Here is a 26,864-nt window from a genome sequence, read left to right on the forward strand (position 1 = left end):
TCACGGCGCGGGCGACGGCCCTACGAGTACGAAACGGCTGTCGGCACGAAGCATCGCCGCCATGCCGTCGGGGGCCTTCTCCGGTGAACCGGCGTCGAAGGGCGGCTGCGGGTCGTACTCGGTGCCGAGCTGGATCAGCTGGGCCACCTTCTCGCCCGCGATCCGGGCGGCCAGGCGCAGTGCCATGTCGATGCCCGACGAGACCCCGGCGGCGGTGACGTACTTGCCGTCGAACACGACCCGCTCCCTCGCCGGCTCGACGCCCCATCCCGGTAGCTGGTCCAGCGCGAGCCAGTGCGACGTGGCCCGCCGTCCCCGGAGCAGCCCGGCGGCGGCGAGGATGAGCGAGCCGGTGCACACCGACGTCGTCCACGTGCTGGTTTCGTCGACGGCGCGCAGCCACCGGGACAGGGGGCCGCCGGTCATCTGCGCGGTCGGCCTGGGGCTGCCCGGGACCAGCACGATGTCCGGTCTGGGCACGTCGGCCAGGGCGGCATCCGCAGTGAGGGCCAGGGAGCCGATGTCGTTGCGGACGGGGCCGGTCCGCTCAGCGACGAACACCACCTCCGCCCCCGGCAGCGGTGCCAGCATTTCGTAGGGGCCGACCGCGTCCAGCGCGGTCATCTGGTCGTACAGCACGATCGCGATCTGCATGGTTCTCCCTGTCGTCTTCCGTTTCGTTCCGGCGCGTTCCGAGGGGCGGACCGGGCTGGAACCGCCGCCGGTACTCGAGCGGGCCCACGCCGAGCGTCCGCAGGAAGGCCCGCCGCAGGGCCTCGGGTGTGCCGTATCCGCAGGCACGCGCCGTCTCCTCCACGCTGTCCCTGCTGTCCTCGAGGCGGCGCCGCGCCGCCTCGAGCCGCACCCGGTCGACGTAGCGGCCCGGCGTCATCCCCACTTCGGCGGCGAAGGCCCGGGCGAACTGCCGGGGCGAAAGGCGGGCGCGCCGGGCCAGGGCCTCGACGGACAGATCCGCCCCGGGGTGCTCCGAGATCCACTGCTGCACTTCGCGCAGCGGCGCCCGCCGGGCGACCTGGGTGGCCAGCTGGACGCTGAACTGCGCCTGCCCGCCCGGCCGCCGCAGGAACACCACCAGATGCCGGGCGATCGCCAGTGCCGCGTCGCGGCCCAGATCGTCCTCCACCAGTGCGAGGGCGAGATCGAGCCCGGCGGTGACCCCGGCGGAGGTCGAGACGTTCCCGTCGCGGACGAAGATCGGCTCGCTGTCGACGTCCACCTCCGGGAACCGCCGGGCCAGGGTCTCCGAGTGCGCCCAGTGCGTGGTCACCCGCCGTCCGGCCAGCAGCCCGGCCTCGGCCAGGAGGAACGCCCCGGTGCACACCGAGACGAGTGTTCGCGCCGTCGGCGCGAACCGGCCGAGCCAGGCGACGAGGCCGGGGTCCGGAGCCAGGCTGCCGGGCCCGCCCGGCACGAGCACGAGATCGGCCTCGCCCGCCGCGGCGAGGTCGATCTCGGGGCTGATCAGCAGGCCACTGGAGGTGCGGACCGGTCCCCCGCCGAGGCTGCCGGTGACCACCCGGTACGCCGGGGGGCGCCCGTGTGCCGCCTGCCAGGTGTTGGCGCCGGTGAACACCTCCATCGGTCCGGTCACGTCCAGGCTCTGCACCTGGTCGAACAGGACGACGAGCACGCTGGTCGTGGGCACGCCCCCATCGTCACCGGCTCAGCCGGGTGACCACAATGCCGAACTTCCCACCTTTCCTGCCACGGTGACCACGGCGTGCACGATGCGTTCGAGCAGCCGCTCGTCGTAGGGCAGCCACGGCAGCGGGACCGCGGTTTCACCCTCCTGCGGCTCCACCGCGACGGGCTCACCGTCACGGGTCACCCGCGCGGTGGCCAGGTGTACCGCGAACGGTCCGATGTGGACATGGCGCGGGCCGAACGACACGGGCAGCCCGGTGAGAACACGTTCCAGCGCAGCTCGCCGCAGGCGCGCCCCTTCGCGCAACGGCCGCTCGGCGAGCGCGGTCAGCTGTTCCCATCGCCGCCGGTCGCGGCGCAGCCCGGGGTCGTCTTCGAGACCGAAGGCCGCCACGCCGACCAGGAGGTCCACGGCACGCAGCCCCTCGGAGACCAGCACCCCCGGGGCCTCGGTGAACGCCGCTGGCCGCAGGCCGTACGGTTCCCGGTGCCGTAGCCGCACGGGGCCGACGTCGCCGAACCCGTCCGCTCCGGGGATCAGGGGCCCGCCCACCGCCAGCACCAGTTGCCACGAACCGAACTCCCGGGTGAGCTCGCCGTCGAGCCGGTCCACCCGCCATCCCTCGCGCACGGCCAGGCCCAGCAGCGGCCGGAGCGCGACCACGTGCCCGGCGAACAGCTCGCCGTCGCCGGCCTGGTAGTGCTCGCGGAACACCTGCCGGAACGGCTGTTCCAGCCGCAGGGCGACGATGCGGTCCCGCCACGCTTCGAGTTCTCGCCCCGGCACCTCGCACGGATGCCACAACCGCACCGCCGTTTCCCCTGACGGAACCGGCACGGACTCACCGTCCACAGTGGTCAATGTGCCGTCCGGCCCCGGAAGCACGCTCAGCCATTGCCCAGGTGCCGCTTCGATGTCCCAGACCAGCCGCCGCAGCAACGGCCCCACCGGCCCCGCGACCAGCCCGGCCCATTCGTCGTAGCGGTACCGGGTGCCCAGCACGTAGCCGCCTTCGAGTGCCCGGGCCACGGTGTTCAGCTGCGCGCGGGTGGGCGTGCCGGGGCCGGGCAGCCGCAGGGCGAGTGAGGGGCGGCCCGCCAGGTTCTTCCCCGCGGCGCGCACCAGCCGGTCGAGCTTCTTCGCGAGCCCGGCATGACGCACCACGCGTTTCGCCTGCCGCAACGCGGCGACCGCTTCGGGGGTCGGCCAGGTCTCCACCGCCCGCGCCAGCGCCAGGCACGCCGACTGGGAAGGCACCGTCTTCGCCGCCGTGGGCGCCACCGCGACCCCCGGCAGCAGGCGCATCAGCAGTTTCCCGGACCATGGTTCGTCCCGGAACAGCGCGACCGTCGCGGCACGCCACACCACATCGGCCTCTTCGCCGGTGAACGCCTTCTCCGGCCGGTAGGGCACCCGCCCGGCCTGGATTCCGGCCACCCGGGCGTCGGCAGCCTCGAGGGCGGTACGGGAAAAGGCGGCGTACTCCCCGATCGCCGCGAGCCGGTCGGCGCGGTCGGGCAACGGCGCCAGCTCCGGGGACACGGCGAAGCGGTGCCCCTCGGCGGCCAGTGCGCATTCGCGGGCACTCAGACCGGCCAGGACTTCGAGTTCGGCGAGCACCAGTGACGCCTCGGCGAACCGGTCACGCAGCGCCGCCATCACCTCTCGCTCGACCTGCTCCCCGGCCAGCTTAGCCAGCGCCGCCTGGGCCAGAGGGGAATTTCCGGGTTCGCGCGCCAGGACCGCGGCGGGAGCGGCAAGGCCGGGCAGGTCCGGCTCGGCGCAGCGCAGGAACGCCCACGCCGCCAGTTGCTGCCGTCGCCGCGGCTCTTCGTCCGCCGCGAGGGCCACGAACAGCTCCGTGCAGGCCGATGCGGACAACACCGGGGATCGTTCCCGGACCGCGAAGGAAATCTCCATGGCGAGGGTGGCCGCCGGTCCCGGACCCTGCCGCCCCGGGCGCGTCCGGCGAGCCAGCGCCAGCAGCGCACCCAACTCCTCGTCCCCCACCTGCCGCAGGTCCACCGGTTCCCCGGTGAACCGGGAATCGTCCGGCGCCGGACCGGTGAGCATCAGCGCCAGCCGCCGCGCGAGTTCGGTCATGCCGCGGGATCGTACGGGCAGGCAACGACAATTCACGTGACTGTCCCCGCGGGCAAGTCGTTGCCGGAGCACCTCGGAAAGATCCGGCGCTTGCGCTGCCAGCACATCGATGCCCTCGTGCAGGTACCGATAGCACGTCGAGATCCCGATCCCACTATCGCGGGCCAGGCGCGCGACCGGCGTGGACTCGCGGAACCATCGCAGCACCAGCACCGCGTGGCTGAACACACCCAGCACCCGGCGACCGCGCCGCGTGCCCAACGCAACCCGCTCGAGCAGCAGCAACCGGGCCAGGTACTGGGCCAACGCGCGTGGCACATCGAGCGTGGCAGAATAGGTGATCACGTAGAGCCTCTGGTTCGTGTACTTGATCTTCGCAAATCCAGTCCGGTGTCGGGTCGTCGCTGTACCAGGAGTTCGTTGCTATCTTGCCGCATCACCTCCGCCGGAATGTGTTGGGCGGGTTGCGCGATCGGCTGCTGCGGTGATCGACTCAGCGCCGCCGCTGTGTCCGCAACTACGAACGACTACCCGAACATCACGCTCTCGGACAGGTCAAACGATCAGCTTCGGTTCGGGCAGATCTACGAATAATCGTTCGAAATATCACTGATCGTGTGACACTGTTGGCGTTGTGTCGCCGATAGGATTGTGAGGTGACCGAGAACTGGGGGTTTTCCGGGCCCGATCCTGAATTGTACGACCGCATCGCCGACCTCGACCGGGATGATGTGTTGTCGCTGATCACGGCGGCCGAGGTGTGTTCGAATGCGTGTCAGGCGGTGAAACTGGCTGCGGTGGCGGCGTTGGGTGATTCCGATTCGGTGGCGAAGGAGGTCGCTCTCGAATTGCATTACGGTGCGCGTCAGGCGGAGGGACAGGTGTCACTGGCCCGGGACCTGGCGCAGCGGTTGCCCGCGACTTTTGAGGCGATGCGGCGGGGTGCGGTGGATCCGTATCGGGCGTCGAAGATGGCCGACCAGACCTCGGTCCTCACCGACGAGCAGGCGAGGGAGGTGGATGCCCTGGTGGCAGGGAAGATCGCTACCCGGGATGCCACGTCGGTGCGCCGTCTGGTGAACAGGACCGTCGCCCGTATCGATCCGGACGGGTATGCGCGGCGCTGTGAGGAGCGGAGGCGGGGGCGCAAGGTTCAGTTGTGCCATGAGGACGAGGGGATGGCCACCCTGTACGCCTATCTCCCCGCCGGGATCGCCGCCACCATCTATACCCGAGCCGATCGCGTGGCGCGGGGGCTACGGAGCCGGGGTGAGGAACGCACCCTGGATGAGTTGCGGGCGGACGTGTTCTCCGACCTGTGCCTTGGTGTCGCGCGGCCGGTGGAGCCGCCGCGGGCGGAAGTGTTCGTGTATCTGGATTTCCTGACCTGGACCGGGCTGCGTAACGAACCCGCCGAACTGGCCGGACACGGACCCATCCCCGCCCAACTGGCCCGCCAGATCGCCGCGAATGCCACGATCCGGAGGGTCATCACCGACCCCATGACCGGCACCCCGATCGACGTCGGGCGCCACCGCTACCGGCCGTCCGCCGCCACCAAAGACCTGGTCCAGGTACGCGACCGGGAATGCCGCGTACCCGGCTGTCACCGGCCGGTCCAGGCCTGCGACCTCGACCACGTCGACCCCTGGGCCCAGGGCGGCGACACCCACAGCGGCAACCTCTGCGGCCTATGCAGAGACCACCGCCTCAAGGACGAACCCGGCTGGCACCATCGCATGACCGAAACCGGCGTTCTGGAGATCACCACCCCGGCCGGTCGCACCTACCGCAGCCAACCCGAACCCCTCACCACCGCCGCCTGAGTCAAGTGCGGAGTGATTTCACGCGTAATCACGCCGCAGCCGCGTGACCAGTTTCTGTGGCCGATGCCCGCGCCCTGACCCGCCACGCAGACTGCTCCCGCACCGCCAGGCGGCGGGTGGTCCGTAAAGAGTTCAGGGGCGCAAGCCGGACAGGGGCAGGCGGCGGAAGGTGATGGTTTCGTAGGGGCTCGCCGTGCCGGTCTCGTAGAGCAGGCCGATCGTGTTCGCGTCGGCCTGCACGAGGTCGGAGTAGGCGGCGGGCAGGCCGGACACCGCATGGACGGCGGTCCAGGTGACGCCGTCGTCCACGCTCGCGCGAATCGTCATCGCGGCCCGCGCCGACGGATCAGCCGGTCCCGCGTAGAGCAGCGGCGCGTGTCGCTCGCCGGGCTGGAGCACGCTGCCCGCCACCACCGGTCCGGCGAGGGTGTCCTGCGGCGCGAACGGCGCGTCCAGCGTGGTGCCGCCGTCGCTGGAGTAGGCATCCGCGCGGTTGCCGGGGGCGGTGCCGTTCTGGTCCCGCGCGTTGAAGTACAGCCTGCCGTCTTCCAGTTGCGCCACCGTCGTCTCGTTGACGTTGACGTACCCGTCGGGATTGTCGTCGACGTATCCGATGTGCCAGGTCACTCCGTGATCGTCGCTGTAGATGTCATGGCCGCCGTAGTATTTCGCTTCGGTGCCCAGATCGGCCGAACCGGCGGGCGGGGCGATCGAATGATTGGCGGGCACCACGATCCGCCCGGCGTGCGGCCCGGCGTGCGGCCCGGCGTGCGGCCCGCCGTGCAGCACCACTGGCCGCATCGTGGCGTACCAGCGCCAACCGTCCAGTTTGGTCTCCGCGGTGATCTCGCGCGGCGCACCGAAGGTCCCGCCGTTGTCGTCACTGGTCTGCACGAACACACGGCGCGACTGCTCCGGCGTCACCGTGCCCTGCATGATCTGCTTCTCGGTGGCCGCCCCCGAGTTGTACGAGGTGACCAGCACGATCCGCCCGGTCACCGGGTCCAGCGCGGGCGCCGGGTTGCCCCGGGTGTTCCCGTCTCCGTCGGCGACCACCTGCACCGGCGACCAGGTGCAGCCGCCGTCGGCGGACCTCCGGAGGACCACGTCGATGTCACCGGAGTCGGCGGTGCCGCCGTGGCGGCCCTCGGCGAAGGCGAGCACCGAACCGTCGGCCGCCTTGATCACCGCGGGGATCCGGTAGCTGGCGTAGCCGCCGGTGCCCGCGGTGTAGGGCACCGAAACCGTGCAGCGGCCGGGAGTGCTGGACGCCACGGGCGCGGTGAGCACACTCAGCGCGCAGACCGCGACCGCGGTGAAGGCCGTTTTCATTCGTCGTTCCCTTCCTGGCCGGGCAGAATCCGGTCGAACGGCAGCCGCAGCACCTCACCGGCCCGGACATCGTCGTTGGCGGTGCGGACCCGGTCCAGCTCGCCGGTGCCGAGCGCCCGCGAATACAGGCGCACCTCGTCCAGCGAGCCGTCGAGGTGGTAGGCGCCGTCGAGCCGCTCGCCCAGCTGGATCTGGAACGAGACGGTCTGGCTGACCGATCCGGCGGGCGACGCTCCCGAGGCGGCGGGCACGCCGTCCACCCACATCGCCAGCCGCCCGGCCGACCGTTCCAGTGCCACGTGGTGCCACGCCTGGTCGTCGTACGCCCCGGCCGTGGTGATCGACGCCGTGCCCTGCGGTGTGGTGAGGCTGGCGATCAGGCGGTTGTTGGCGGGTTCGCCCCGCAGCCACGCCTGGGGCGCGGTGGTGCCCATGCCGCCGAGCCAGATCAGCACCTGGTTGCCCTTCGTGGCGCCGTAACGGAACCAGGCACTCCAGGTGAAGTCGCCGTCGCCGGGCGGCTGGGCGCTGTCGTAGGGCACCCGGACGAAGTCGTCGGCACCGTCGAGGTCCAGTGCGGACCCGAACCGCCCTTCGGTGAGCACGGCACCGCCGAGCACGCGCCCGTCGGAATGCCGCCCGGACACGTCCGGGGTGCGCGGACCGGCGGAGTTCCGCCACCCCAGGTACTGCTCGTCGAACCGGGCGAACCGGATCTCGTCCCGCGCGTCGACCGCGCCGCCCTCGTAGAGCAGCCCGATCTCGGCGTCCTGTGTGGACGGATCGGACAGCTGCACCAGGTCGGAGTAGCCCGACCAGTCCGAGGTGATCCTCGTGCCCTGCTCGGCGTCCTCCCAGGTGCGGCCGCCGTCGTAGGAGGACCGGATGCTCATCCAGCGCCGCCGGTCGGTGTCCGCGGGCGAGGAGAACAGGATCCGGTCGCCGCGCCCTTCCCGGTGCAGCCTCAGCACCGAGCCCTGCACCATCGGCGTCACCAGGTCGGGAATGGTGGTGAACGGGGTGCTGAAACTCTCCCCGCCGTCCCGGCTGATCGCGTAGTCGCGGTTGCCGAGATCGGTGCCGCTCTGCTCGCGCCCGGCCGCGTAGATCGACCCGTCGGCCAGTTCGGTCAGGCTCAGCTCGGACGGCTTCTGCGTGAACGTCCCGCCCGCCGGGAACGGGAAGGTGTCCACGGCGCCGATGTGCCAGCTCGCCCCGTGATCGTCGCTGTAGACCAGCGCGCCGTGGTTGGCGATCGGCTGGGTCCCGTTGCTGGTTTCCGCGTTGACGCCGAACACGAGGCGACCGGCGTGCGGGCCATGGGTCAGTTGGAGGGCATGGCCCGGGCCGGAGGCATACCAGTAGTCCCACGAGGGCAGCGACGCCTCGGCGCTGAGGTCCCGCGGCGCCGACCAGGTGAGGCCGTCGTCGTCGCTGTACTGCTCGTGCGGCGTGCGCGGGCAGGGCGCGGCGCAGCCCTTGTTGTCGGTCCGCCCGGCGTTGTAGGTGGTGATCAGCAGGATGCGCCCGGTGGCCCGGTCCACGATCGGGACGGGGTTGCCATGGGTGTCGCCGTCGCCGGCGTTGACCACGCTCATCGGCGTCCACGTCTTCCCGCCGTCCACCGACCGCTTCAACACGACGTCGATGTCCCCGGCGTCACCGCAGTTGTCCACGCGGCCCTCGGCGAAGGCGAGCAGCGTGCCGCGGGTGGTGCGCGTGATCGCCGGGATCCGGAAGCAGCTGTAGCCGGGGTCCTGGCTCGCCTTGAACAGCACGGTCTGGTCGAGGTGCCCCGCGGTGGCGGCCGTGGTGGCGCTCGCCCCCGCGGACAGCGGGACCATCGCGGCGGCCGTCGTCACCAGCGCCAGCGCCAGCCTCAGCGGGGTGCGCATCGAACGGTTCACGCCAGCTCCTCCTCCCCGATCCCGGCCTCGGCGAGCTTCTCGCCGATCCGTGCGAGTTCGTCCTCCGACAGCGGCAGCTGCGGGGGCGCCAGCACGGCGTTCGCGATAACCCCGCGCATCTTCATGGCCGCCTTGAACGCACCGAGCGCCGCCGAGCCGCGCCCCATCCGGTTCGGCGGGGCGACGTCGACGATGGTGAACAGCTTCAGCAGGCGCTCCTGCTCCGCCCTGGCGGCGGCGAGATCTCCCGACCGGACGTGCCGGTGGATGGCGACATACCCTTCGGGGTCCACATTGGCCAGTCCGGGGACCGCACCGTCGGCACCGAGTTCCAGTGCCCAGTCGACGAGCAGTTCCGAGCCGGTGAACACGGCGAAGGAGCCGAGGCCGCGCTCCCGCCTGCCCTGCAGGACATACCGGAACCCCGCCTCGTCCCCGCTGGAGTCCTTGAGCCCGGCGATCACCTCCTCCTCGGCCAGGCGCAGCACCAGCTCGCGGTCCAGGTGCGAGTGCACGGCCACCGGGATGTCGTAGGCGAGGATCGGCAGACCGGTGCGTTCCCGCAGCAACCGGTAGTGGCGCTCGATCTCGGCGACGTGGGTCCGCGTGTAGTAGGGGGCGGTCACCACGACCGCGTCGGCGCCCGCCTTTTCGGCCACCCTGACGTGCTCGGCCACCCGGAGGGTGGTCATGTCGATGCACCCGGCCAGCACCGGGACGCGGCCGTCCACATGCGACACCGTGGTTTCGATGACCGTCCGGCGCTGCGCGTCGGGCAGGAAGGCCACCTCGCTGGAGGACCCGAGGATGAACAGGCCGTGCACGCCCGCCTCGAGCTGGAAGTCGATGGCGCGGCGCAGGGAATCGGTGTCGATGCCGAAGTCGTCGCGGAAGGGGGTGCACAGCGGCGGGATGATGCCGGACAACGGCGTTGCGGTCATGAAACGGTCACTCCGGTTTCCTCGCTTTCGGTGGTGCCGCCCGCCGCGCCGCCCGTGCCCGGGGTCTCCGGGTGGTAGCAGCGGTAGCCGTGGCGGCCTGATTCGTCCACTGCCTCGTCGGCAATGGACAGTGGGGGTGGTTCCAGTGCGCAGTCCGCATCCGCCCTGGGGCACCGGGTGCGGAACGCGCAGCCGCTGGGCGGAGCGGTGGCCGAGGGCACGGGACCGGTCAGCACGATGGGCTCGGCGGGGTGCAGCAGGCTCGGCGTGGCGGAGAACAGTGCCCTGGTGTAGGGGTGGCGGGGCCCGGCGGCGAGCGCCGCGGCCGGTGCCTGTTCCACGATCCGCCCCAGGTACATGGTGACGATCCGGTCGCTCATGGCGCGCACGGTCTGGATGTCGTGGGACACGAACACCATGGCCAGGCCGAGTTCCCGGCGCAGACGGCCGAGGAGGTCGAGGATCTGCGCCCGCACCGACACGTCGAGCGCGGAGGTCGGTTCGTCGGCGATGAGCAGGGAAGGCCGCAGCGCCAGCGCCCGCGCGATGGCCACGCGCTGGCGCTGCCCGCCGGACAACTGCCCCGGGACCGCGTCGGCGGCCGCGCCCGGCAACCCCACCAGTGCCATCAGCTCCCGGACCCGGGCTCGGCGCTGCGCGGGGGTGCCCACCCGGTGCACGTCGAGCGGGTCGGCGATGATCCGGGCCACCGGCAGGCGGCGGTTGAGCGCCGTCGCCGGATCCTGGAACACCATGCCCACCTGCGCACCGAACTCGCGCGCCCGGCGCTCCGCGGTCATCTCCCACAGCGGCGTCCCGCGGTAGCGCAAGGTTCCGCGCGTGGGACGCTGCAACCCGACCAGTACCTTGGCCAAAGTGGACTTTCCGCAGCCCGATTCCCCGACCACGCCCACGGTCTCCCCGGGGGCCACGGCGAGCGAGGCGTCGGTGAGCGCGTAGACGTTGTCGTGTCCGAACAGGCCGCGGGAACGCACCCGGTGCACGACGTGCACGCCGTCCAGTTCGATGAGCTTCTCCGTCATGCCGGCACCCCTTCCCCGGCCTTCGCACCGAGATCCGCGGCCCGCACCGGGAAGTGGCAGCGCACCAGGTGCCCGGTGGCCTCGCCCTCGGGGGCGGGCGGCTCGGTGCGGCAGACCGGGCGCGCCGCCGGGCAGCGGTCGGAGAACCGGCAGCCGGGCGGGAAGTCCGCGGGCGCCCCCACCGTGCCCTTGATGCGCGCCAGGGTCGCGTCGTTCTCCTCCAGCGACAGCACGGCGCCGAGCAGGCCCCGGGTGTAGTGGTGCGACGGCGAGCCGATCACCTGTGCGGCCGTGCCCGCCTCCGCGACCTGCCCGCCGTAGAGCACCACGACCCGGTCCGCCACCTCCGACACCAGCGCCAGATCGTGCGAAACGAGGATCAGCGCGAAGCCCAGTTCGTCCTTCAGCCGCGAGAGCAGGGCCATGACCTGGGCCTGCACGGTCACGTCGAGCGCCGTGGTCGGCTCGTCGGCCACGATCAGCTTCGGGTCGCGCGAGAGCGCCATCGCGATCAGGACCCGCTGGCGCTGCCCGCCGGACAGTTCGTGCGGGTAGGCGCGCAGGGTCCGGTCCGGATCGAGGTTGACCAGTTCCAGCAGTTCGGCCGGGGTGCGGGTGCCGCCGCGCCGGGTGAACTGCCGGAGCTGGGCACGGATCGTCATGGCCGGGTTGAGCGAGCTCAGCGCGTCCTGGTAGATCATCGCGAGGTCGCGCCCGAGATGCCGCCTGAGCTGCCGCGGCCGCATCGCCAGCAGGTCTTCGCCGCCGAACCGGATCGCCCCGGACACCCTCGCGGTCGCCGGCTGCAGGCCCAGCACCGACAGCGCGGTCAGCGACTTGCCGCAGCCCGATTCGCCGATCAGCCCGAGCACCTCACCGGCCCGGACGGTGAACGACACGTCGTCGACGACGTCGACCCCGTGGTGGCGATCGGGGAAGGAGATCGCCAGCCGGTCCACTTCGAGCACCGTGGGCGCGTCGTCGAGTTCGCGGGCCCGGCGCGCCAGCCGCTCGCCCGTCCGAAGCAGTCCGGGCAGCGGCACGACCGTTTCGTGTTCCTCGGCCGGTGCCGCGGCCTCCTCGGCGGGCAGCGCTTCTTCGGCCTTCGCGGCCGTGCCGCGTCCCGAAGGCGCGGCGAGCGCGTCGGAAATCCCTTCCGCCAGCACGTTGAGCGCGAGCACGGTGATCAGGATCAGCAGGCCGGGGAACAGGGTGGCCCACCAGCCGCCGGTCAGCACCAGGTCCTTGCCGTCGGCCAGCACCGATCCCCACGAGGGGTTCGGCGGCTGGATCCCCGCGCCGATGAAGGACAGCGAGGCCTCGAACACGATCGCGTCGGCCACCATGACGGTGCAGAACACCAGGATCGGCGCGGCGCAGTTGACGGCCACGTGGCGGCCGAGGATGAACCACCGTTTCGCGCCGATGATCCGCTCGGCCGCGACGTAGTCCTCGCTGTACTGGGCGAGCACGTTGGCGCGCACCACCCGGGCGATCGCCGGGATGTTGACGAACCCGATGGCCAGGATCAGCACCGGGACGGCGTGGCCGAACACCGCGACCAGTACCGCGGCCAGCGCGATGCCGGGGAAGGCCATCACCACGTCGAGCACGCGCATCACCACCTCGTCCACCCAGCGGCGGGTGGTCGCGGCGAGCGAGCCGATCAGTGCACCGCAGACCAGGGCGAAGGCGACCGCGCCGAGGCCGATCGCCAGCGACCACCGCGTGCCGTACACCAGCCGCGAGAAGATGTCGCGGCCGCTGGAGTCGGTGCCGAACCAGTGCGCGCCGCCGGGACCCGAGGTGTCGGTGCTCAGCGCGTCCGGATCGTGGGTGGCCACCAGCCTGCCCAGGACCGCGGCCAGCACCAGGACCACCAGGACGCCGAGCGCGATCCGCGAAGCCGGGGTCAGCCTCCGGAAGGAGATGCCCGGCCTGCTCAGCCTCTCCACGAGGCGGCGGCGCCTCACGACCGGCTCCTCAGCCGGGGGTTCGCGACCAGGTACAGCACGTCCACGATCAGGTTCACCAGGACGAACCCCACCGCGATCGTGATCACGAAGCCCTGCACCTTCGAGGCGTCCCCGTCCTTGACCGCCTCGATCAGGTTCCGGCCCATCCCGGGCAGCGCGAAGATCGTTTCGATGACCACCGCGCCGCCCAGGAGGTAGCCGACCCGCAGGCCGAGCACCGTCAGCGGGTTGATCAGCGCGTTGCGCAGCACGTTGCGCCCGACCACCACGAGCGGCGGCAGCCCGCCGCCGCGCGCCGTGCGCACGTAGTCCCGGTCCAGCTCCTCCACCATCGAGGTGCGCACGATCCGGGTGAGCTGCGCGGCGACCGGCAGCGACAACGAGATCGCGGGCAGGGCCAGCGACTGCAGCCAGCCGCCGAAGGAATCGTTCATGTTCACGTATCCGCTCGTGGGGAACAGGCCGCCGCCCACGGCCAGCCATTCGATCAGCAGCAGCGCGACCCAGAACGCCGGTGCGGCGACGCCGCCGAGCGAGACCAGGCGGATCAGGTGATCCGGCCAGCGGTCGCGGAACAGCGCGGCGGTCAGGCCGAAGACCAGCGCCAGCACGATCGCGATGAACAGGCCGAGCAGGGTCAGCTGCACGGTGAGCGGCAGGGCGGTGGCGATGCTGTCGGACACCGGCTGCTTGGTGATGACACTGGTGCCGAAGTCGCCGTGCAGCAGCCGCCAGACGAAACGGCCGTACTGCACGGGCAACGGGTCGTCGAGCCCGTTGTCCTGGCGGAACTTCTCCAGCTGCGCCTGCGTCGCGTTGCCGCCGTCGAAGGCGGCCATCGCCGGGTCCGTCGGGGAGAACCGCATGACGACGAAGACGAACAGCACGACACCGAGCAGCAGCGGGATCAGGGACAGGACGCGGCGCACCAGCATGCGCACGACGACGATCACGCGGAAAGTCCTCTCCGGAAAGGGGCTGGGCTCAGGGGTGCTTCTAAGCGGCGGAGCCGCTTGCGGTGGGCTGTCAGCTGGCACCGCCGCGGGTTCTGACGTGGTTCCTCGCAGAAACGACACTGCCAGCTCCGACAGCGTTCAACACAGCGAATTGGCATTCGTGAGGAGGAGATCCCAAGCGAGGGACCACGTCAGGTTCCGCCACCCGCACCGCCACACAAACCATTTCCAAAACAGCCTCTACGCCGGTTTGGCCGTGTTGAGGTTGATGCCTGGGTAGCCCTGTGCGCGCACGCCGGAGATCTTCCGCGGATTCCAGGCGGTGCCCAGCTGGGTGAAGGCCACGGGGAAGATCACCGCCTGGTCCGCGATCATCTCCAGCACCTGCCGGGTGAGCGCGGCGCGTTTCGTCTCGTCCTGTTCCCTGGCGGCCTGGTCCTGCAGGGCGTAAAGCGCGTCGGCCTCCGGCCCCTGCCATCGCGCGTAGGTGGTGGCGAGGATCGACGATGAGTCGTAGTAGTAGCGGGTGAGCAGGTCGGGGTCGTTGCCGAACTGCATCGGGTTGTTCGTCGTGGCGATCACCGGGAAGTCGGCGCCACCGTCCAGTTTGGAGAACAGCGCCTTGGTGTCCTGCTGCTGCAGCGTGGTGGCCACGCCGATGGCGTCCCAGCCCTCCTTGATCACCGTCACGCAGCTGGTGACCAGCGAGGTGTTCGTCGTCCACAGCTCGATCGACAGGTTCGTCACCCCGGCCTGGCGCAGCAGATCCCTGGCCTTGCCGGGGTCGTAGGCGAAGCTGCCGGTGGCGGCGGCCCCGGAGTCCAGTTTCGGGTTGATGAACGAGGTTCCCGGCGTGCCGGCGCCCTTGAGCCCGATCTGCACCAGCTTCTGCCGGTCGATCGCGTAGTGCAGCGCCTGCCGCACCAGTTTGTCGCCGAACGGCGCGTGCCGGGTGTTGAACAGCAGGAACAGGTTGTTGCCACCCTCGGCGAACTCGACCGTCCGGCCGTCGGCCCGCAGCTGATCGGCGTTGGCGGGCGGGATGTTCTCCACGATCTGCGCGTCGGGACTGGCACCGGAGATCTCCGCCACCCGCGGTGCGGCATCCACAATGGACTTCCACAGCATGGTCTGGTACGCGGCGGGCCGCGGGCCGTTGTAGGCGTCGAACCGGGCGAACGACGTGTGGCTCAGCGGTGCCTGTTCGGTGACCCGGTAGGGCCCGGAGCCGACGACGGTGCCGTTCTTGGCCAGATCCCACTTCCCGTCGAACACGTGCTTCGGCACGATCTTGCAGGTCTGGATCCGTTGCAGCGCATAGGGGAACGGGAACTTCAGCCGGAACTCCACGCTGTGCTCGCCCGTCTTCCGCACGCTGTCCAGCCACAGGGAGAAGAAGCTGCGGATGAGCACGTTCTCCTTCGGGTCCAGCGCGCGCTGGTAGGTGAAGACCACGTCGTCGGCAGTGACGGGCTGCCCGTCGTGCCACTGGGCACCGTCGCGGAGTTCGAAGGCCAGCGTCGTGCTCTTCAGGTCGGCGGGCAACGCCTTGGCGAGACCGGGATACGGCTCGCGCGTGATCGGATCGCCCTCCACGAGGGACTCGTAGCAGTGCAGGATGGCCGCCATGGAGAAGGCGGAGGCCGTCTGGAGCGGGTCCCAGGTCTGGTTGTTGCCGTAGCCGATCACGGCGGTGAGCGATCCCTTGGTGTTGCCGCTGTTGGTGGAACTGGGCCCGCCGCAGGCCGCGAGCGCCGAGGAGAGCCCGGCGGCCGCACCCAGCAGGCCGGTGTAGCGCAGCAGGTCGCGGCGGTTGAGCGTCAGGCCGGATCGCTTCGGGCTGGCTGACATCGCGTCTCCTGACTCGGTCTTCGTCGACCGAACAGTGCTGGAAGTACGACGTAGGACGTCCTACGCCCTGGCGTAGGCTAGATCCCGTCGCGCCCCCGGTCAAGGGATCTTTCGCCGGACACCGGAAGAGGAATAACGTGGGATGTCCGGATCCGCGATCGCACGATAACGTTCCGAGGAGGCCATCCCGTGGCGCCAGAGCACGAAGCCGGGCGCGGCACCGCCGCCGCACCGGCCCCGCTGACCAGCACCGATCCCGGTGCCGGACGGCGCGCCCCGCGCGCGGACGCCCCTTCGGACGCGCCCGCGCTCTCCCTCGACGGGACATGGCGTTTCCACCTGGCGGACCGGCCCGGCCACGCGACCCCCGGGTTCGCGGAACCCGGTTTCGACGACGGGGGCTGGTCCCGGCTGGAGGTACCCGGGCACTGGCAGCTGCAAGGACACGGCAGCCCGGCCTACACCAACGTCCGCTACCCCTTCCCGCTCGACCCGCCGTTCGTCCCGGACGAGAACCCCACCGGCGAATACCGCCGCCGGTTCGACCTTCCCCCCGGCTGGCCGGAGGGCGAGGCGGTACTCCGGTTCCGCGGCGTGGATTCCGCGTTCACGGTGTGGCTCAACGGAACCGAACTCGGCTGGTCCACCGGCAGCAGGCTCACCACCGAATTCGACGCCGGCCCGCTGCTGCGCCCGCACGGCAACGTGCTCGCCGTGCGGGTCCACCAGTTCTCCCCCGCCAGTTACCTGGAAGACCAGGACATGTGGTGGTTGTCCGGGATCTTCCGCGACGTCACCCTCATCGCCCGGCCACCCGGCTCCGTCGGCGACTTCTTCGTGCACGCGGACTACGACCACACCACCGGCGGCGGCACGCTCCGCGTCGAAACCGACGTTCCGGCAACGCTGTCGGTCCCGGAGCTGGGGCTGTCCGGAGTGCCCGCCGGACAGCCCTGCCGGATCCCTTCCGTCCACCCGTGGTCGGCCGAGCTCCCCCGGCTCTACCACGGCACCCTGAGCACCGCGGGTGAGCGGATTCCGCTGCGCATCGGCTTTCGCACGGTGGCCGTGCGCGACGGCCTGCTCACCGTCAACGGCAGGCGGATCCTGCTGCGCGGGGTCAACCGGCACGAATGGAACCCCGGCCGCGGCCGCGCGGTCACCGCGGACGACATGCTGGCCGACGTGCTGATGATGAAGCGGCACAACGTCAACGCGGTCCGCACCAGCCACTACCCGCCGCATCCGGATTTCCTGGACCTGTGCGACGAATACGGCCTGTACGTCCTCGCCGAATGCGATCTGGAAACCCACGGCTTCACGGTCGCGGGCTGGCGCCGCAATCCCAGCGACGATCCGCGGTGGCGCCCGGCGATGCTGGACCGGATGTGCCGCACGGTGGAACGCGACAAGAACCACCCGTCGGTCGTCCTCTGGTCGCTGGGCAACGAAGCCGGCACCGGCGGCAACCTCGCCGCCATGGCGGGCTGGGTGCACGAGCGCGATCCGGGCCGCCCGGTGCACTACGAGGGCGACGGGGACTCCCGGCACGTGGACGTCTACAGCAGGATGTACGCCACGCACGCCGAGGTCGAGGCGATCGGGCGGTACGAAGAGCCGCCCACCGCCGACCCGTCCGCCGACGCGCACCGCCGCGGACTGCCGTTCCTGCTCTGCGAATACGCGCACGCGATGGGCAACGGCCCCGGCGGGCTGCTGGAGTACCAGCGGCTGTTCGAACGGTATCCCCGCTGCCAGGGCGGGTTCGTGTGGGAGTGGATCGACCACGGCATCCGGCGGCACACCCCCGACGGGCGCGAGTTCTTCGCCTACGGCGGGGATTTCGGCGAGCCGCTGCACGACGGGAACTTCGTCCTGGACGGGCTGGTGTTCCCCGACCGTACCCCCTCCCCCGGCCTGACCGAACTCAAGGCGGTGTTCGCCCCAGTCCGGCTGGCGGTGGAGGGCACCCGCCTGACGGTGACCAACCTCCACGACTTCACCGGCACCGCTCACCTGCGTTTCCGGTGGTCTCTGGAAACCGAAGGCGAGCCGGTGGCCGAGGGGGTACTGCGGGCGGAAGACGTGCCGCCCCAGGGGTCGGTGGCGGTGGAGTTGCCCGTCCTGCCCCCGGTGGCCGGGGAAAGCTGGCTGACGGTGCGGGCGGAACTGGCCGGGGACACCGCGTGGGCGGCCGCCGGGCACGAGGTCGCGTTCACCCAGCACCGGGTCGCCGCGCGCCGGACCGAGCCGCGCAGGCCCGCCCCGCTGGACCGGGACGACTTCGACGATTCCGGCACCCTGGTCCGGCTGGGCGGGCTGCGGGTCCGCGGTCCCCGGCTGGACGTGTGGCGGGCACCCACCGACAACGACCGCACCACCAACGCCGACGCGGTGGAGTCCCGCTGGCGGGCACTCGGCCTGCACCGCGTGACGCACCGGGTCATCGGGCAGGAGTGGTCGGACGGCGGGCTCGTGGTCCGGACGCGGGTCGCCCCGGCCGCCACCGACCTGGGCCTGTTCGCCACCTACCACTGGGCGGGGGACGGTCCGGCCCTGCTCCTCCGGGTCGAGGTCCGCCCGGACGGCGAATGGACGGCGCCGCTGCCCCGGATGGGGCTGCGGATGGCGGTCCCGGCCGGTCTCGGCGAGGTCGAGTGGTTCGGCGGCGGCCCCGGCGAGGCCTACGCCGACAGCTGCCAGGCGATGCGCATCGGGCGTTACCGCCGCACCGTCGAGGAGTGGCAGACGCCCTACCCGATGCCGCAGGAGAACGGCAACCGCAGGCAGGTGCGCTGGGCCGAACTGCGTGGCGGGGACGGCGGGCTGCGGATCGAGGGCGCGCCGGTGTTCGACCTGACCGTCCGCCGCTGGACGAGCGAGGACCTCGACGCCGCCCGGCATCCCACCGATCTCGTCCCCGGCGCCGTGATCTGGGTCAACCTCGATCTCGCCCAGCACGGGCTCGGCACCGCCTCGTGCGGCCCCGGCGTGCTGCCGGAGTACACCCTCACCGCGGCACCGGCCTCCTGGACGGTCCGGTTCCTCCCCCTGTAGCGCGGAAAGTTCCGGAACGCCACGGTCGATCCGGACCGTCCATTTCGGACGTTATCGTCCGGGATCACCGAGTTGACCATGGCGGGGCGATCATGGAAAGGTGCGGGCCGCAGCCAAGATCGACACACTCCAGGAATGAGTTCATGCGCAGGATTCCGTCCCTCGCGGCGCTCGGCGCCCTGACGGCCACCCTCACGCTGACCGGGTGCGGAGGCGGCTCCGCACCCACCCCGGCCTCCGCCACCGGTGCCACCGGCACCGCCGCGGCCACCCCGGCCTCCGCCACCGGATCCTCGTCCGCGGCCGCCGCTTCCAGCGCCGGCCCGGCCGCCTCCGGCGGCAAGATCGCGGTCAACGGCACCCTGGACGACCCGGTGCTGGGCGACCACGTGGTGGCCCAGGCCGTGGTCCGGGACTTCCCGTTCCCGGCGAGCATGTCCGGCGCCTCCAGCGGCGAGCTCGTCCTGGTCCAGCTCAGCGCGACCGCGGGCACCAAGTACTACGCCGGTTTCCAGACCACCTCGCTGGAACTGGTCACGGCCGACGGCACCGAGAACACCGTGAGCGACGGCGACGACCTGGACAAGGCGATGGCGGCCGCGGGCTACACCCCGTTTCCCGGCAGCGGCGCCCTCGACACCGGCAAGTCCGGCAGCGGCTGGGTGGCCTTCGACGACTACCAGAAGGACAGCCCGAAGCTGACGCTGCGCCTCAAACGGCCCGCATTGTCCACTTCGGACGGGCAGAACATCCCGGCCGCGAACTTCGACGTGCCGCTGGTCAAGTAGCGGCGCGGGCGTGGCGGTGGCGAAGGGACCACCGCCACAGCTCGTCGAGCCCCCACACGACGACCGGGAACGGCAGCAGGATCAGCAGTTGCTGCCACGAGGGCACCGCCGTGCCGAACACGTACTGCAGGGGCGGCACGGTCACCACCAGCGCGGCGAAGGCCAGCTCGAACGCGATCCCCCACAGCAACAGCCGGTTGCTGAACGGGCCGATCGCCCGCAGCGACGCCAGTTGCGTCCGCGAGGCGAAGGCGGTGCCGATCTGGCACGCCACGATCCCGAGGAAGGTCATCGTGGTGGCCTGCACCCAAACGTGGTGCAGGGCGGCCCCGTCCTCCACCGGGGCACCCAGCCGCCACCCGCCGGAGAGCAGGGTGAAGAAGAACCCGCCGAGCACGAGCACGGCCGAGGTGACACCGAGCAGGCCCCAGGCCCGGCCCAGCATTCCCGCGTCGATCACGTTCTCCCCTCGGCGCCGCGGCGGGCGGTCCATCAGGCCGGGTTCGGCCGGTTCCCGCCCGAGTGCCAGCGCGGGCAGCGTCTCGGTGCCGAGGTCGATGGCGAGGATCTGCAGCACGGTCAGCGGCAGCGGAATCTTCCCGCCGGAGATCGCGAACAGCAGGAACGGGATCACCTCTGGCATGGCGTGCGCGAAGATGTAGACGATGAACTTGCGCACGTTGTCGAAGACCTGACGGCCCGCCTGGACCGCCGTGACGATGGTGGCGAAGTTGTCGTCCGTGAGCACCATCGTCGACGCCTCGCGCGCCACGTCCGTACCCGCCACCCCCATCGCCACCCCGATGTCGGCGCGGCGGAGCGCGGGCGCGTCGTTGACCCCGTCGCCCGTCATGGCCACCACGTTGCCTTCTGCCCGCAGCGCGTCGGCGATCCGCAGCTTCACCTCGGGCGAGCTCCGCGCGAAGATCAGCTCGCGGTGGGCGCGCAAGAGCCGGTCCAGTTCGGCCTCGCTCAGCTTCTCCAGCTGCTCGCCGGTGAGCACCGTGGTGTCCTCCCTGGCGATCCCGACCTGCCGCGCGATCTCGGTCGCGGTCAGCGGGTGGTCGCCGGTCACCACGATCAGCCGGATCCCCGCGGTGTGGCAGCGGGCCACCGCGCCGGCCACCTCCGGCCGGGGCGGGTCGAACATCGCGACGACGCCGTAGAGCACCAGGTCCCGTTCGGCGTCCTCCCGCCGCGCCGGAACGGGCTCGCCGTCACCGAGTTCCCGGCCCGCGATGGCGAGCAGTCGCAGGCCCCGCGCCGCGTAGCCGCGGGTGATCCCGATGAAGTCGGCCCTGTCCTGCTCGGTCAGGGCACGGCTGCGCCCTTCCGGGGTGAGGATCCGGGTGGCGCGGGACAGCACCACCTCGGGGCCGCCCTTGGCGTTCACCACCCGGCGGTCCCCTTCGGTGTCGACGGTGGACATCAGGCGCAGCGCCGGGTCGAAGTGGAACTGCCGCAGCCGGTGCCGCTCACGCTCCCGCGGCGTCACCACCACCCCCAGCGTCCCCGACGCGCGCATCAGCGCGACCTCGGTCGGATCGCCGGAATCGAGGTCGGCGTTGTTGCACTCCGCCATCGCGGCGGCCAGCCGCGTGACGGCCGGGATCGCGGCGGGCTGATCCAGCGCGACCGGCCCCGCGCAGGTCCAGGCGTCGGTGACCCGCATGCGGTTCTGGGTGAGGGTGCCGGTCTTGTCCGTGCAGATGACGGCGGTGCTGCCGAGGGTCTCGACCGCGGACAGGCGTTTGACCACCGCCCCGCCCCGCGCCAGTACCCGCACCCCGACGGCGAGCGCCAGGGTGATCGTCGGGAGCAGGCCCTCGGGCACGTTCGCCACCAGCAGGCCGATCGCGAAGTTGAACGCGTCGGCCAGCGGCAGCCCCGCCACCAGCGCGCCGATCGGCAGGAAGGCCACGCCCGCCCCCACCGCCACCGCGGCGATCAGCCACGCCACCCGCTTGACCTGCCGCTCCAGCGGGCTTTCTTCGCGGCCGACGCGCTGGGACAGCGCCGCGATCCGGCCGAGTTCGGTGTGCATGCCAGTGGCGAACACCACCGCTCGCGCCTCACCGGCCGTGCAGCTCGTGCCGCTGAACAGCAGGTCCCGCGCCTGCAGCAGCGGCCCGGTCCCGTCGAGGAGGTCCGCGGCCCGGTAGGCGGGCATCGATTCCCCGGTCAGCGTGGACAGGTCCACCTCGACGCCCCCGCTGATCAGCCGCGCATCGGCCGGGACGCGGTCCCCTTCTTCGAGGAGCAGCACGTCCCCCGGCACCAGCTCCCGCGCCTCGACGAGCACACGGGTCCCGTCACGCAGGACCTTCGACTTGGCCGCCAGGTAGACCGCGAGCGCCTCCACCGCGCGTTCCGCCTGCCGTTCCTGCACGAAGGCGAAGATCGCGTTGAGCACGATCACCGCGACGATCGCCAACCCGAGCGCGAGGGAACCGGACACCGCGGCGAGCACCGCGGCCAGCCACAGCAGCAGCGCCAGCGGATGGGTGAACTGGCCCAGCAGTTCCCGTCCCCAGCCCCCGCCGCGCCTGCGGGTCAGCTCGTTCGGCCCGTAGACGAGCAGCCGCCGCGCGGCTTCCCGCGCGGTCAGCCCTTCCCGCCGCGTGCGCAGGTCCCGGAACACGCGGTCGAGCGGCTCCTGGGGATTTTCCAGTTCCACCTCGTCCCGAACCGTCATTCCGCCAGCATGTTCGAGACGGCGGCAAGCCCGGCAGGGACGAAAGCCCCTCACCCCCGGGGCGAAGGCCCCGCCCCGGGAGTGCGGGGAACCGGTGTCAGCCCAGTGCCTTGAGCAGTTCGGCGGCCAGCGGCGCGGACGAGGCCGGGTTCTGGCCGGTGTAGAGGTTGCGGTCGACGACCACGTTGGGCGCCCACGGCTGCCCTTCGTCGAACTCGGCGCCGAGCGCGACCAGCCGGTCCTGCAGCAGCCACGGGGCCTTGTCCGCCAGCCCCGCCTGCCGCTCCTCGTCATTGGTGAACCCGGTCAGGCGGTAGCCCGCGAAGGGCGACCCGCCCTCGCCTTCGGTGGCGAGCAGCGCCGCCGGGCCGTGGCAGACCACGCCGAGCGGCCTGCCGGATCGCAGGACCTCGGTCAGTACCCGGGCGGAGTCCGCGTTGACGGCCAGGTCCTCCATCGGACCGTGCCCGCCGGGGTAGTACACCGCGTCGAAGCCCGTGAGGTCGGCGTCCTCGAGTTTGACGGGATGGTGCAGCGGGGCCGCCGAGTCCAGCAGCCCGGCGATCTCGGCGGCGCCTTCCGGCCCGCCGTTCACCTCGGGCGCGAGGCTGCCGCGGTCGACGACCGGCTCGACACCGCCCGGGGTGGCGACGACGACCTCGTGCCCCGCCTCGGTGAAGGCCCGGTACGGCACGGCGAACTCCTCGGCCCAGAAGCCGGTGGGGTGGCGCGTGCCATCGTTCAGGGTCCAGTGATCGGCCCCGGTCATCACGAACAGAATCCTTGCCATGGCTCCCACGCTAGGCGCGTTCCCATACGCTGACCAATAGGATCGGCGCTATGCCCCATAAGAATAGTGATGGGAGTGGTGCGCTGGACCTGATGCTGCTGCGCACCTTCCTCGCGGTCCACCGCGCCGGTTCGTTCACCGCGGCGGCCCGGCTGCTCGGCCTGTCCCAGCCCGCCGTCACCGGGCAGATCCGCGCACTGGAGGAGCAGCTCGGGCGGCCCCTGTTCGAACGGCTGCCTCGGGGGGTGGCGGCGACCACGGTGGCGGACGAGCTGGCCGCCGAGATCGCGGTGCCACTCGACCGGCTCGCCGCCGTCGCCGGGCGGGGCCGGGCGGCGGACGGTCCGGCGGACGACGACGTGCTGCCCGAGCCGGTACACCTCGGCGGGCCGGCCGAACTGCTCGGCGTGCGCGTCCTGCCCGCGCTCGCCCCACTCGTGGCCGGGGGGCTGCGCCTGCGCGTCACCCCGGGCCTGGCCGACGACCTGCTCGAGGGCCTGCGTGCCGGGCAGTTCGATCTCGTCGTGTCCGCGATCCGGCCCCGGGGCCGCAGCATCCTCGCCACCCCGCTGATGGACGAGGAGTTCGTGCTGGTGGCCGCGCCCGCGTGGGCGGCGCGCCTCGGCGCGCTCTCCGCGCGCGATCCCGGGCCGCTCCGGACGGTCCCGTTGATCACCTACGCCGAGGACCTGCCGATCGCGCGGCGGTACTGGCGGCACGTCTTCGGCACTCGGCTGGACACCCAGGCCGCCGTGGTGGTGCCGGACCTCCGTGCGGTGCGGGCGGCCGTGGCCGCGGGCGCCGGATTCAGCGTCCTGCCCCGGTACCTGTGCGACGACGACCTGGTCTCCGGCACACTCGTGACCCTGCTGGAACCGGAGGACCCGCCCCTCAACACCGGTTTTCTCGCCCAGCGCGCGGGAGCGCGGGCGAGCGCCCAGGTGCTGCTGGTCCGGGACCATCTCCTCCAGCAGGCCAAATCCTGGTAGCTGCTCAGGGCCTGCGGCGCACCGCCGCGGCAGTGCCGTGAAGGGCCCCTGAGAATGCCGGGCCCGGCCCCGAACCGGACCCGGCACCGTTCACCGCCGGGTGGCGGTTTCGGGGAGCAGCAGCCAGGCGCCGTACCCGCCCAGCAGGTCCGACACGTCGGCCAGCCCCTGGTGGCGGAGCAGGCTCGCCCCGATGGAGGACCGCAGGCCGCCCGCGCAGTGCACGACCACGGGCCGGTCCGCGGGGATCTCGCCGATCCGGTCGCGCAGCTCGGCCAGGGGGATGTGCACCGAACCCTCGATGCGGCCCTCCTCGCGCTCGGCGGCGCTCCGCACGTCGACCACCGCGGGCGGCCGCTCGCCGTCGAGCTCGGCGCGGAGCCGGTCCGCGGTGACCCGGCTGGCCGGCGTCATCTCGTCCGCCAGTCCGGGCAGGGCCGCCTCCGCGTCGCGCAGGTAGCCCGCGACACGGTCGAACCCGATGCGCGCCAAACGCGTGACCAGCTCCTCTTCCCGTCCCGCGGGGGCGATCACGACGACCTCCTCGCCGGGCCGCACCACGGTGCCCGCCTGCTCGGCGAACCGCCCGTCCGCGGGCACGTTGACCGAGCCGCGCAGGTGCCCGGCGGCGAACTCCTGCGGGTCGCGGCCGTCCACGACGACGGCACCGGCGGCCCGCCGGTCGAGCAGCTCGCCGGGGGTCAGCGGGCCCGCCGCGGCCGCCGGGTCGAACAGTTCGTGCTCCTTGCGGTTGAGCGTCGCGTCGTAGACGAAGTAACCCGGTGCCACGGGCTGCCCCGCGGTCACCACCGCGACGAACTCGTCCTCGCTCATCGGCGCGCACGCGTAGTTGGTCAGCCGCTGCATGCCGATGGTGGACTGCCGCTCGGTGGACAGGTTCTTGCCGCAGGCGGAACCCGCGCCGTGCGCGGGGAAGACCCGCACGTCGTCGGGCAGGGCCATCAGCTTGTGCTGCACGCTGTCGTAGAGCATGCGGCCCAGTTCGTCGGCGGTGACCCCGACCGAGGCGAGCAGGTCGGGCCTGCCGACGTCGCCGATGAACAGCGCGTCCCCGGTGAGCACCCCGTAGGCCACCTCGTCGCCGGCGTGCTCGTAGACCAGGATGCTGATGGACTCGGGGGTGTGCCCGGGGGTCTCCATGATCTGCAGCGTCACGTCGCCGAGGCTGATGCGCTCGCCGTCGGCGAGTTTGCGGATCGGGTACTCGGCGTCGGCCCGCTGCCCGTAGCCGATCCAGGCGCCGGTCCGCGCGGCCAGTTCTAGGTGCCCGGCGAGGAAGTCGGCGTGGAAGTGGGTGTTGATGACGGCCTCGATGGTGAAGCCCCGCTCCTCGGCCTCGGCGAGGTACTCCGAGACGTCGCGGCGCGGGTCGACGACCACGGCCCTGCCCGTGGTCTCGTCGGCGACGAGGTAGGACGCCTGGGACAGGCAGTCCAGGTAGTACTGGGCGAAGAACACGGATCCTCCCGGTCGATGCGTCTCATACCCCTAGGGGTACCTCCGACACCCAGGTAACCAGAATCCGCTCGATTCGTCAAATACCCTCCGGGGTATTGCCGCGCGGCGTCAGGCGAGTTCGGTGGCGTGCCGGTCCAGCCGGTATCGGCTCTGGAACAGCCACGCCACCACCATCAGCACCGCCGGAACCGCGGTAAAGCCGACGAGCACCGCCGTCAGCGCCGCCGGGGACTGGCCCGCGCCCTGCCCGCCGGTCGTGGACACGAAACCGCCGAACGCGAGCACCGCGGAGTACAGGTAGGGACCGATCGCCGTCCCGGTGGCTTCGGTCGCCGTCCACACCCCGGTGTAGGCACCGGCCGCCGCGCTCCCGCGTCCGCGGGCCGCCGCCACCGCGTCCGGCACCATCGAGAAGGCCAGCAACTGCAGCCCGGCGAACGCGACCCCCAGCACCACCACGACACCGGCGGTGAACCCCGCCCCGAGCCGGTCCCCGGCGAGCAGGGCGAGGCACCCGGCCACGAACACGGCCTGCGCGGCCAGGAGAGCGCGCTGCTTGCCGATCCGGCGCGACAACCACCGCCACGCCGGGCCCGCGACGAGCGCCGGGGCGAGGAAACCCGCCATGAACCCCGCGGTCGACCGGCCGTCGTGCCGCACGTATTCGGCGTAGAAGGGCAGCGCCGCGAGGAAGAGGTGCGTGGTGGTCACCGTGCACAGGTACGACAGCACCAGCGCCCGGAAGTCGCGGTCCCGCCAGGCGGACCGGATACCGGCCAGACCGGAATGGCCGAGGCTGGGAGGCCGGAAACCGCAGCGCACGGTGAGCCCGCGCACCCCGCCGAGGGCGATCAGGCCCGAGAACACCATGACCACCGCCAGCAGCACCGCCATCCGGGTGTACCCGGCCCGGCCGCCCGACGCCACCAGGGCCGGGGCGACCACCCCCGCGCCGAGCAGCCCGGCCGTCAGCACCAGCATCCGCACCAGGAACACGCGCGTGCGTTCGTGGTAGCCGATCCGCAGGTCCGCCGGGGTGGCCAGGTACGGCACCTGGAACGAGGCGAACAGCAGGTTCCCGGCGACGAACCAGGCAGCCACCCACAGCGCGGCGGTGAATCCGGTCAGCGGCGCGGGCACCGAGAACATCGCGACGAGCGCGACCGGGAGCAGCAGGCCCCAGCGGAGCAGGCCCCGGCGGTGCCCGGCGGCCCGCGCCTGCCGGTCCGACAACGCCCCGAGGAGGGGGTGGGCGACCGCGTCGGCGATCTTCGGCACGAGCAGGGTCAGCCCGGCCAGGAAGGGGGAAACGCCGAGGGTGTGCGTCAGGAAGTAGAGCAGGAGCAGGCCGGGGACGGTGACCCACACCCCCATCCCCAGCGAACCGGTGGCGTAGGCGGCGAGATCCCGGGCACCGGCGCGCACCGGGGCGGAGTGCTCCGCCGTCAGAGGACCGGGCATGCGA

General features: G+C 71.8%; 18 protein-coding genes. 4 read left to right on the top strand and 14 right to left on the bottom strand.

Annotated elements, in window-relative coordinates:
• Genes ORV05_RS16045 through ORV05_RS16055 form a run of 3 tightly spaced genes read right to left on the bottom strand, consistent with a single transcriptional unit; the run spans nucleotide 1 to nucleotide 4,114 of the window.
• Entirely contained in the window at nucleotides 1–654 is a 654-nt protein-coding gene (locus ORV05_RS16045) for a DJ-1/PfpI family protein (RefSeq protein ID WP_268759298.1), read from the bottom strand.
• Nucleotides 548–1,666, bottom strand: a complete 1,119-nt coding sequence (locus ORV05_RS16050) for a GlxA family transcriptional regulator (RefSeq protein WP_268759299.1) — start codon at nucleotides 1,664–1,666, stop codon at nucleotides 548–550. Before ORV05_RS16050 ends, ORV05_RS16045 begins: the two co-directional genes overlap by 107 nt.
• Before the next feature lie 18 nt (nucleotides 1,667–1,684).
• The gene (locus tag ORV05_RS16055) at nucleotides 1,685–4,114 is read right to left on the bottom strand and encodes a DUF4132 domain-containing protein (RefSeq protein ID WP_268759300.1); all 2,430 of its coding nucleotides are present in this window, start codon (nucleotides 4,112–4,114) and stop codon (nucleotides 1,685–1,687) included.
• 311 nt (nucleotides 4,115–4,425) lie between these two features.
• Between ORV05_RS16055 and ORV05_RS16060 the strand changes: the two genes are divergently transcribed.
• Nucleotides 4,426–5,595, top strand: coding sequence for an HNH endonuclease signature motif containing protein (locus ORV05_RS16060; RefSeq protein ID WP_268759301.1), 1,170 nt, complete (start codon nucleotides 4,426–4,428; stop codon nucleotides 5,593–5,595).
• Between the two features lie 132 nt (nucleotides 5,596–5,727).
• On the opposite strand, the gene ORV05_RS16065 is transcribed toward ORV05_RS16060, so the two are convergent.
• The 7 genes from ORV05_RS16065 to ORV05_RS16095 all read right to left on the bottom strand — a co-directional run bounded on the left by ORV05_RS16065 (nucleotide 5,728) and on the right by ORV05_RS16095 (nucleotide 15,601).
• Nucleotides 5,728–6,927 (bottom strand): sialidase family protein, encoded by a 1,200-nt coding sequence (locus tag ORV05_RS16065; RefSeq protein ID WP_268759302.1) that lies wholly within the window; start codon nucleotides 6,925–6,927, stop codon nucleotides 5,728–5,730.
• Complete coding sequence (locus tag ORV05_RS16070) at nucleotides 6,924–8,834, bottom strand: sialidase family protein (protein ID WP_268759303.1); 1,911 nt, start codon at nucleotides 8,832–8,834, stop codon at nucleotides 6,924–6,926. Before ORV05_RS16070 ends, ORV05_RS16065 begins: the two co-directional genes overlap by 4 nt.
• Nucleotides 8,831–9,775: a dihydrodipicolinate synthase family protein gene (locus ORV05_RS16075; RefSeq protein ID WP_268759304.1), complete on the bottom strand. Its 945-nt coding sequence runs from the start codon at nucleotides 9,773–9,775 to the stop codon at nucleotides 8,831–8,833. The genes ORV05_RS16070 and ORV05_RS16075 overlap by 4 nt, the downstream gene beginning before the upstream one ends.
• The gene (locus ORV05_RS16080; protein WP_268759305.1) at nucleotides 9,772–10,818 is read right to left on the bottom strand and encodes an oligopeptide/dipeptide ABC transporter ATP-binding protein; all 1,047 of its coding nucleotides are present in this window, start codon (nucleotides 10,816–10,818) and stop codon (nucleotides 9,772–9,774) included. Before ORV05_RS16080 ends, ORV05_RS16075 begins: the two co-directional genes overlap by 4 nt.
• Nucleotides 10,815–12,791: a dipeptide/oligopeptide/nickel ABC transporter permease/ATP-binding protein gene (locus ORV05_RS16085; RefSeq protein WP_268759306.1), complete on the bottom strand. Its 1,977-nt coding sequence runs from the start codon at nucleotides 12,789–12,791 to the stop codon at nucleotides 10,815–10,817. The genes ORV05_RS16080 and ORV05_RS16085 overlap by 4 nt, the downstream gene beginning before the upstream one ends.
• Nucleotides 12,788–13,747 carry an ABC transporter permease gene (locus ORV05_RS16090; protein WP_268759307.1) on the bottom strand — a complete coding sequence of 320 codons (960 nt, stop codon included), beginning with the start codon at nucleotides 13,745–13,747 and terminating at the stop codon, nucleotides 12,788–12,790. The genes ORV05_RS16085 and ORV05_RS16090 overlap by 4 nt, the downstream gene beginning before the upstream one ends.
• A gap of 243 nt (nucleotides 13,748–13,990) precedes the next feature.
• Nucleotides 13,991–15,601 carry an ABC transporter substrate-binding protein gene (locus ORV05_RS16095; protein ID WP_268759308.1) on the bottom strand — a complete coding sequence of 537 codons (1,611 nt, stop codon included), beginning with the start codon at nucleotides 15,599–15,601 and terminating at the stop codon, nucleotides 13,991–13,993.
• Between the two features lie 189 nt (nucleotides 15,602–15,790).
• Here ORV05_RS16095 and ORV05_RS16100 point away from each other — a divergent pair, with 189 nt between their 5' ends.
• Nucleotides 15,791–18,658 (top strand): glycoside hydrolase family 2 TIM barrel-domain containing protein, encoded by a 2,868-nt coding sequence (locus ORV05_RS16100; protein WP_268759309.1) that lies wholly within the window; start codon nucleotides 15,791–15,793, stop codon nucleotides 18,656–18,658.
• A gap of 143 nt (nucleotides 18,659–18,801) precedes the next feature.
• Nucleotides 18,802–19,446, top strand: a complete 645-nt coding sequence (locus ORV05_RS16105; protein ID WP_268759310.1) for a hypothetical protein — start codon at nucleotides 18,802–18,804, stop codon at nucleotides 19,444–19,446.
• On the opposite strand, the gene ORV05_RS16110 is transcribed toward ORV05_RS16105, so the two are convergent.
• Complete coding sequence (locus ORV05_RS16110) at nucleotides 19,439–22,141, bottom strand: cation-translocating P-type ATPase (RefSeq protein ID WP_268759311.1); 2,703 nt, start codon at nucleotides 22,139–22,141, stop codon at nucleotides 19,439–19,441. The genes ORV05_RS16105 and ORV05_RS16110 overlap by 8 nt on opposite strands.
• Before the next feature lie 97 nt (nucleotides 22,142–22,238).
• A complete protein-coding gene (locus ORV05_RS16115; RefSeq protein WP_268759312.1) occupies nucleotides 22,239–22,931 on the bottom strand; it encodes a type 1 glutamine amidotransferase domain-containing protein in 693 nt (230 codons plus the stop codon).
• 50 nt (nucleotides 22,932–22,981) lie between these two features.
• Between ORV05_RS16115 and ORV05_RS16120 the strand changes: the two genes are divergently transcribed.
• On the top strand, nucleotides 22,982–23,920 hold the full coding sequence (locus ORV05_RS16120; RefSeq protein ID WP_268759313.1) for a LysR family transcriptional regulator: 939 nt from the start codon (nucleotides 22,982–22,984) through the stop codon (nucleotides 23,918–23,920).
• A 90-nt stretch (nucleotides 23,921–24,010) separates the two neighbouring features.
• Here ORV05_RS16120 and ORV05_RS16125 read toward each other — a convergent pair whose 3' ends face one another.
• Together ORV05_RS16125 and ORV05_RS16130 are read right to left on the bottom strand one after the other, a co-directional pair.
• Entirely contained in the window at nucleotides 24,011–25,399 is a 1,389-nt protein-coding gene (locus ORV05_RS16125; RefSeq protein ID WP_268759314.1) for an MBL fold metallo-hydrolase, read from the bottom strand.
• A 108-nt stretch (nucleotides 25,400–25,507) separates the two neighbouring features.
• A complete protein-coding gene (locus tag ORV05_RS16130; protein ID WP_268759315.1) occupies nucleotides 25,508–26,860 on the bottom strand; it encodes an MFS transporter in 1,353 nt (450 codons plus the stop codon).
• Nucleotides 26,861–26,864: the final 4 nt, after the last annotated feature.

Source organism: Amycolatopsis cynarae (genome assembly GCF_026802195.1).
GTDB lineage: Bacteria > Actinomycetota > Actinomycetes > Mycobacteriales > Pseudonocardiaceae > Amycolatopsis_E > Amycolatopsis_E rhizosphaerae.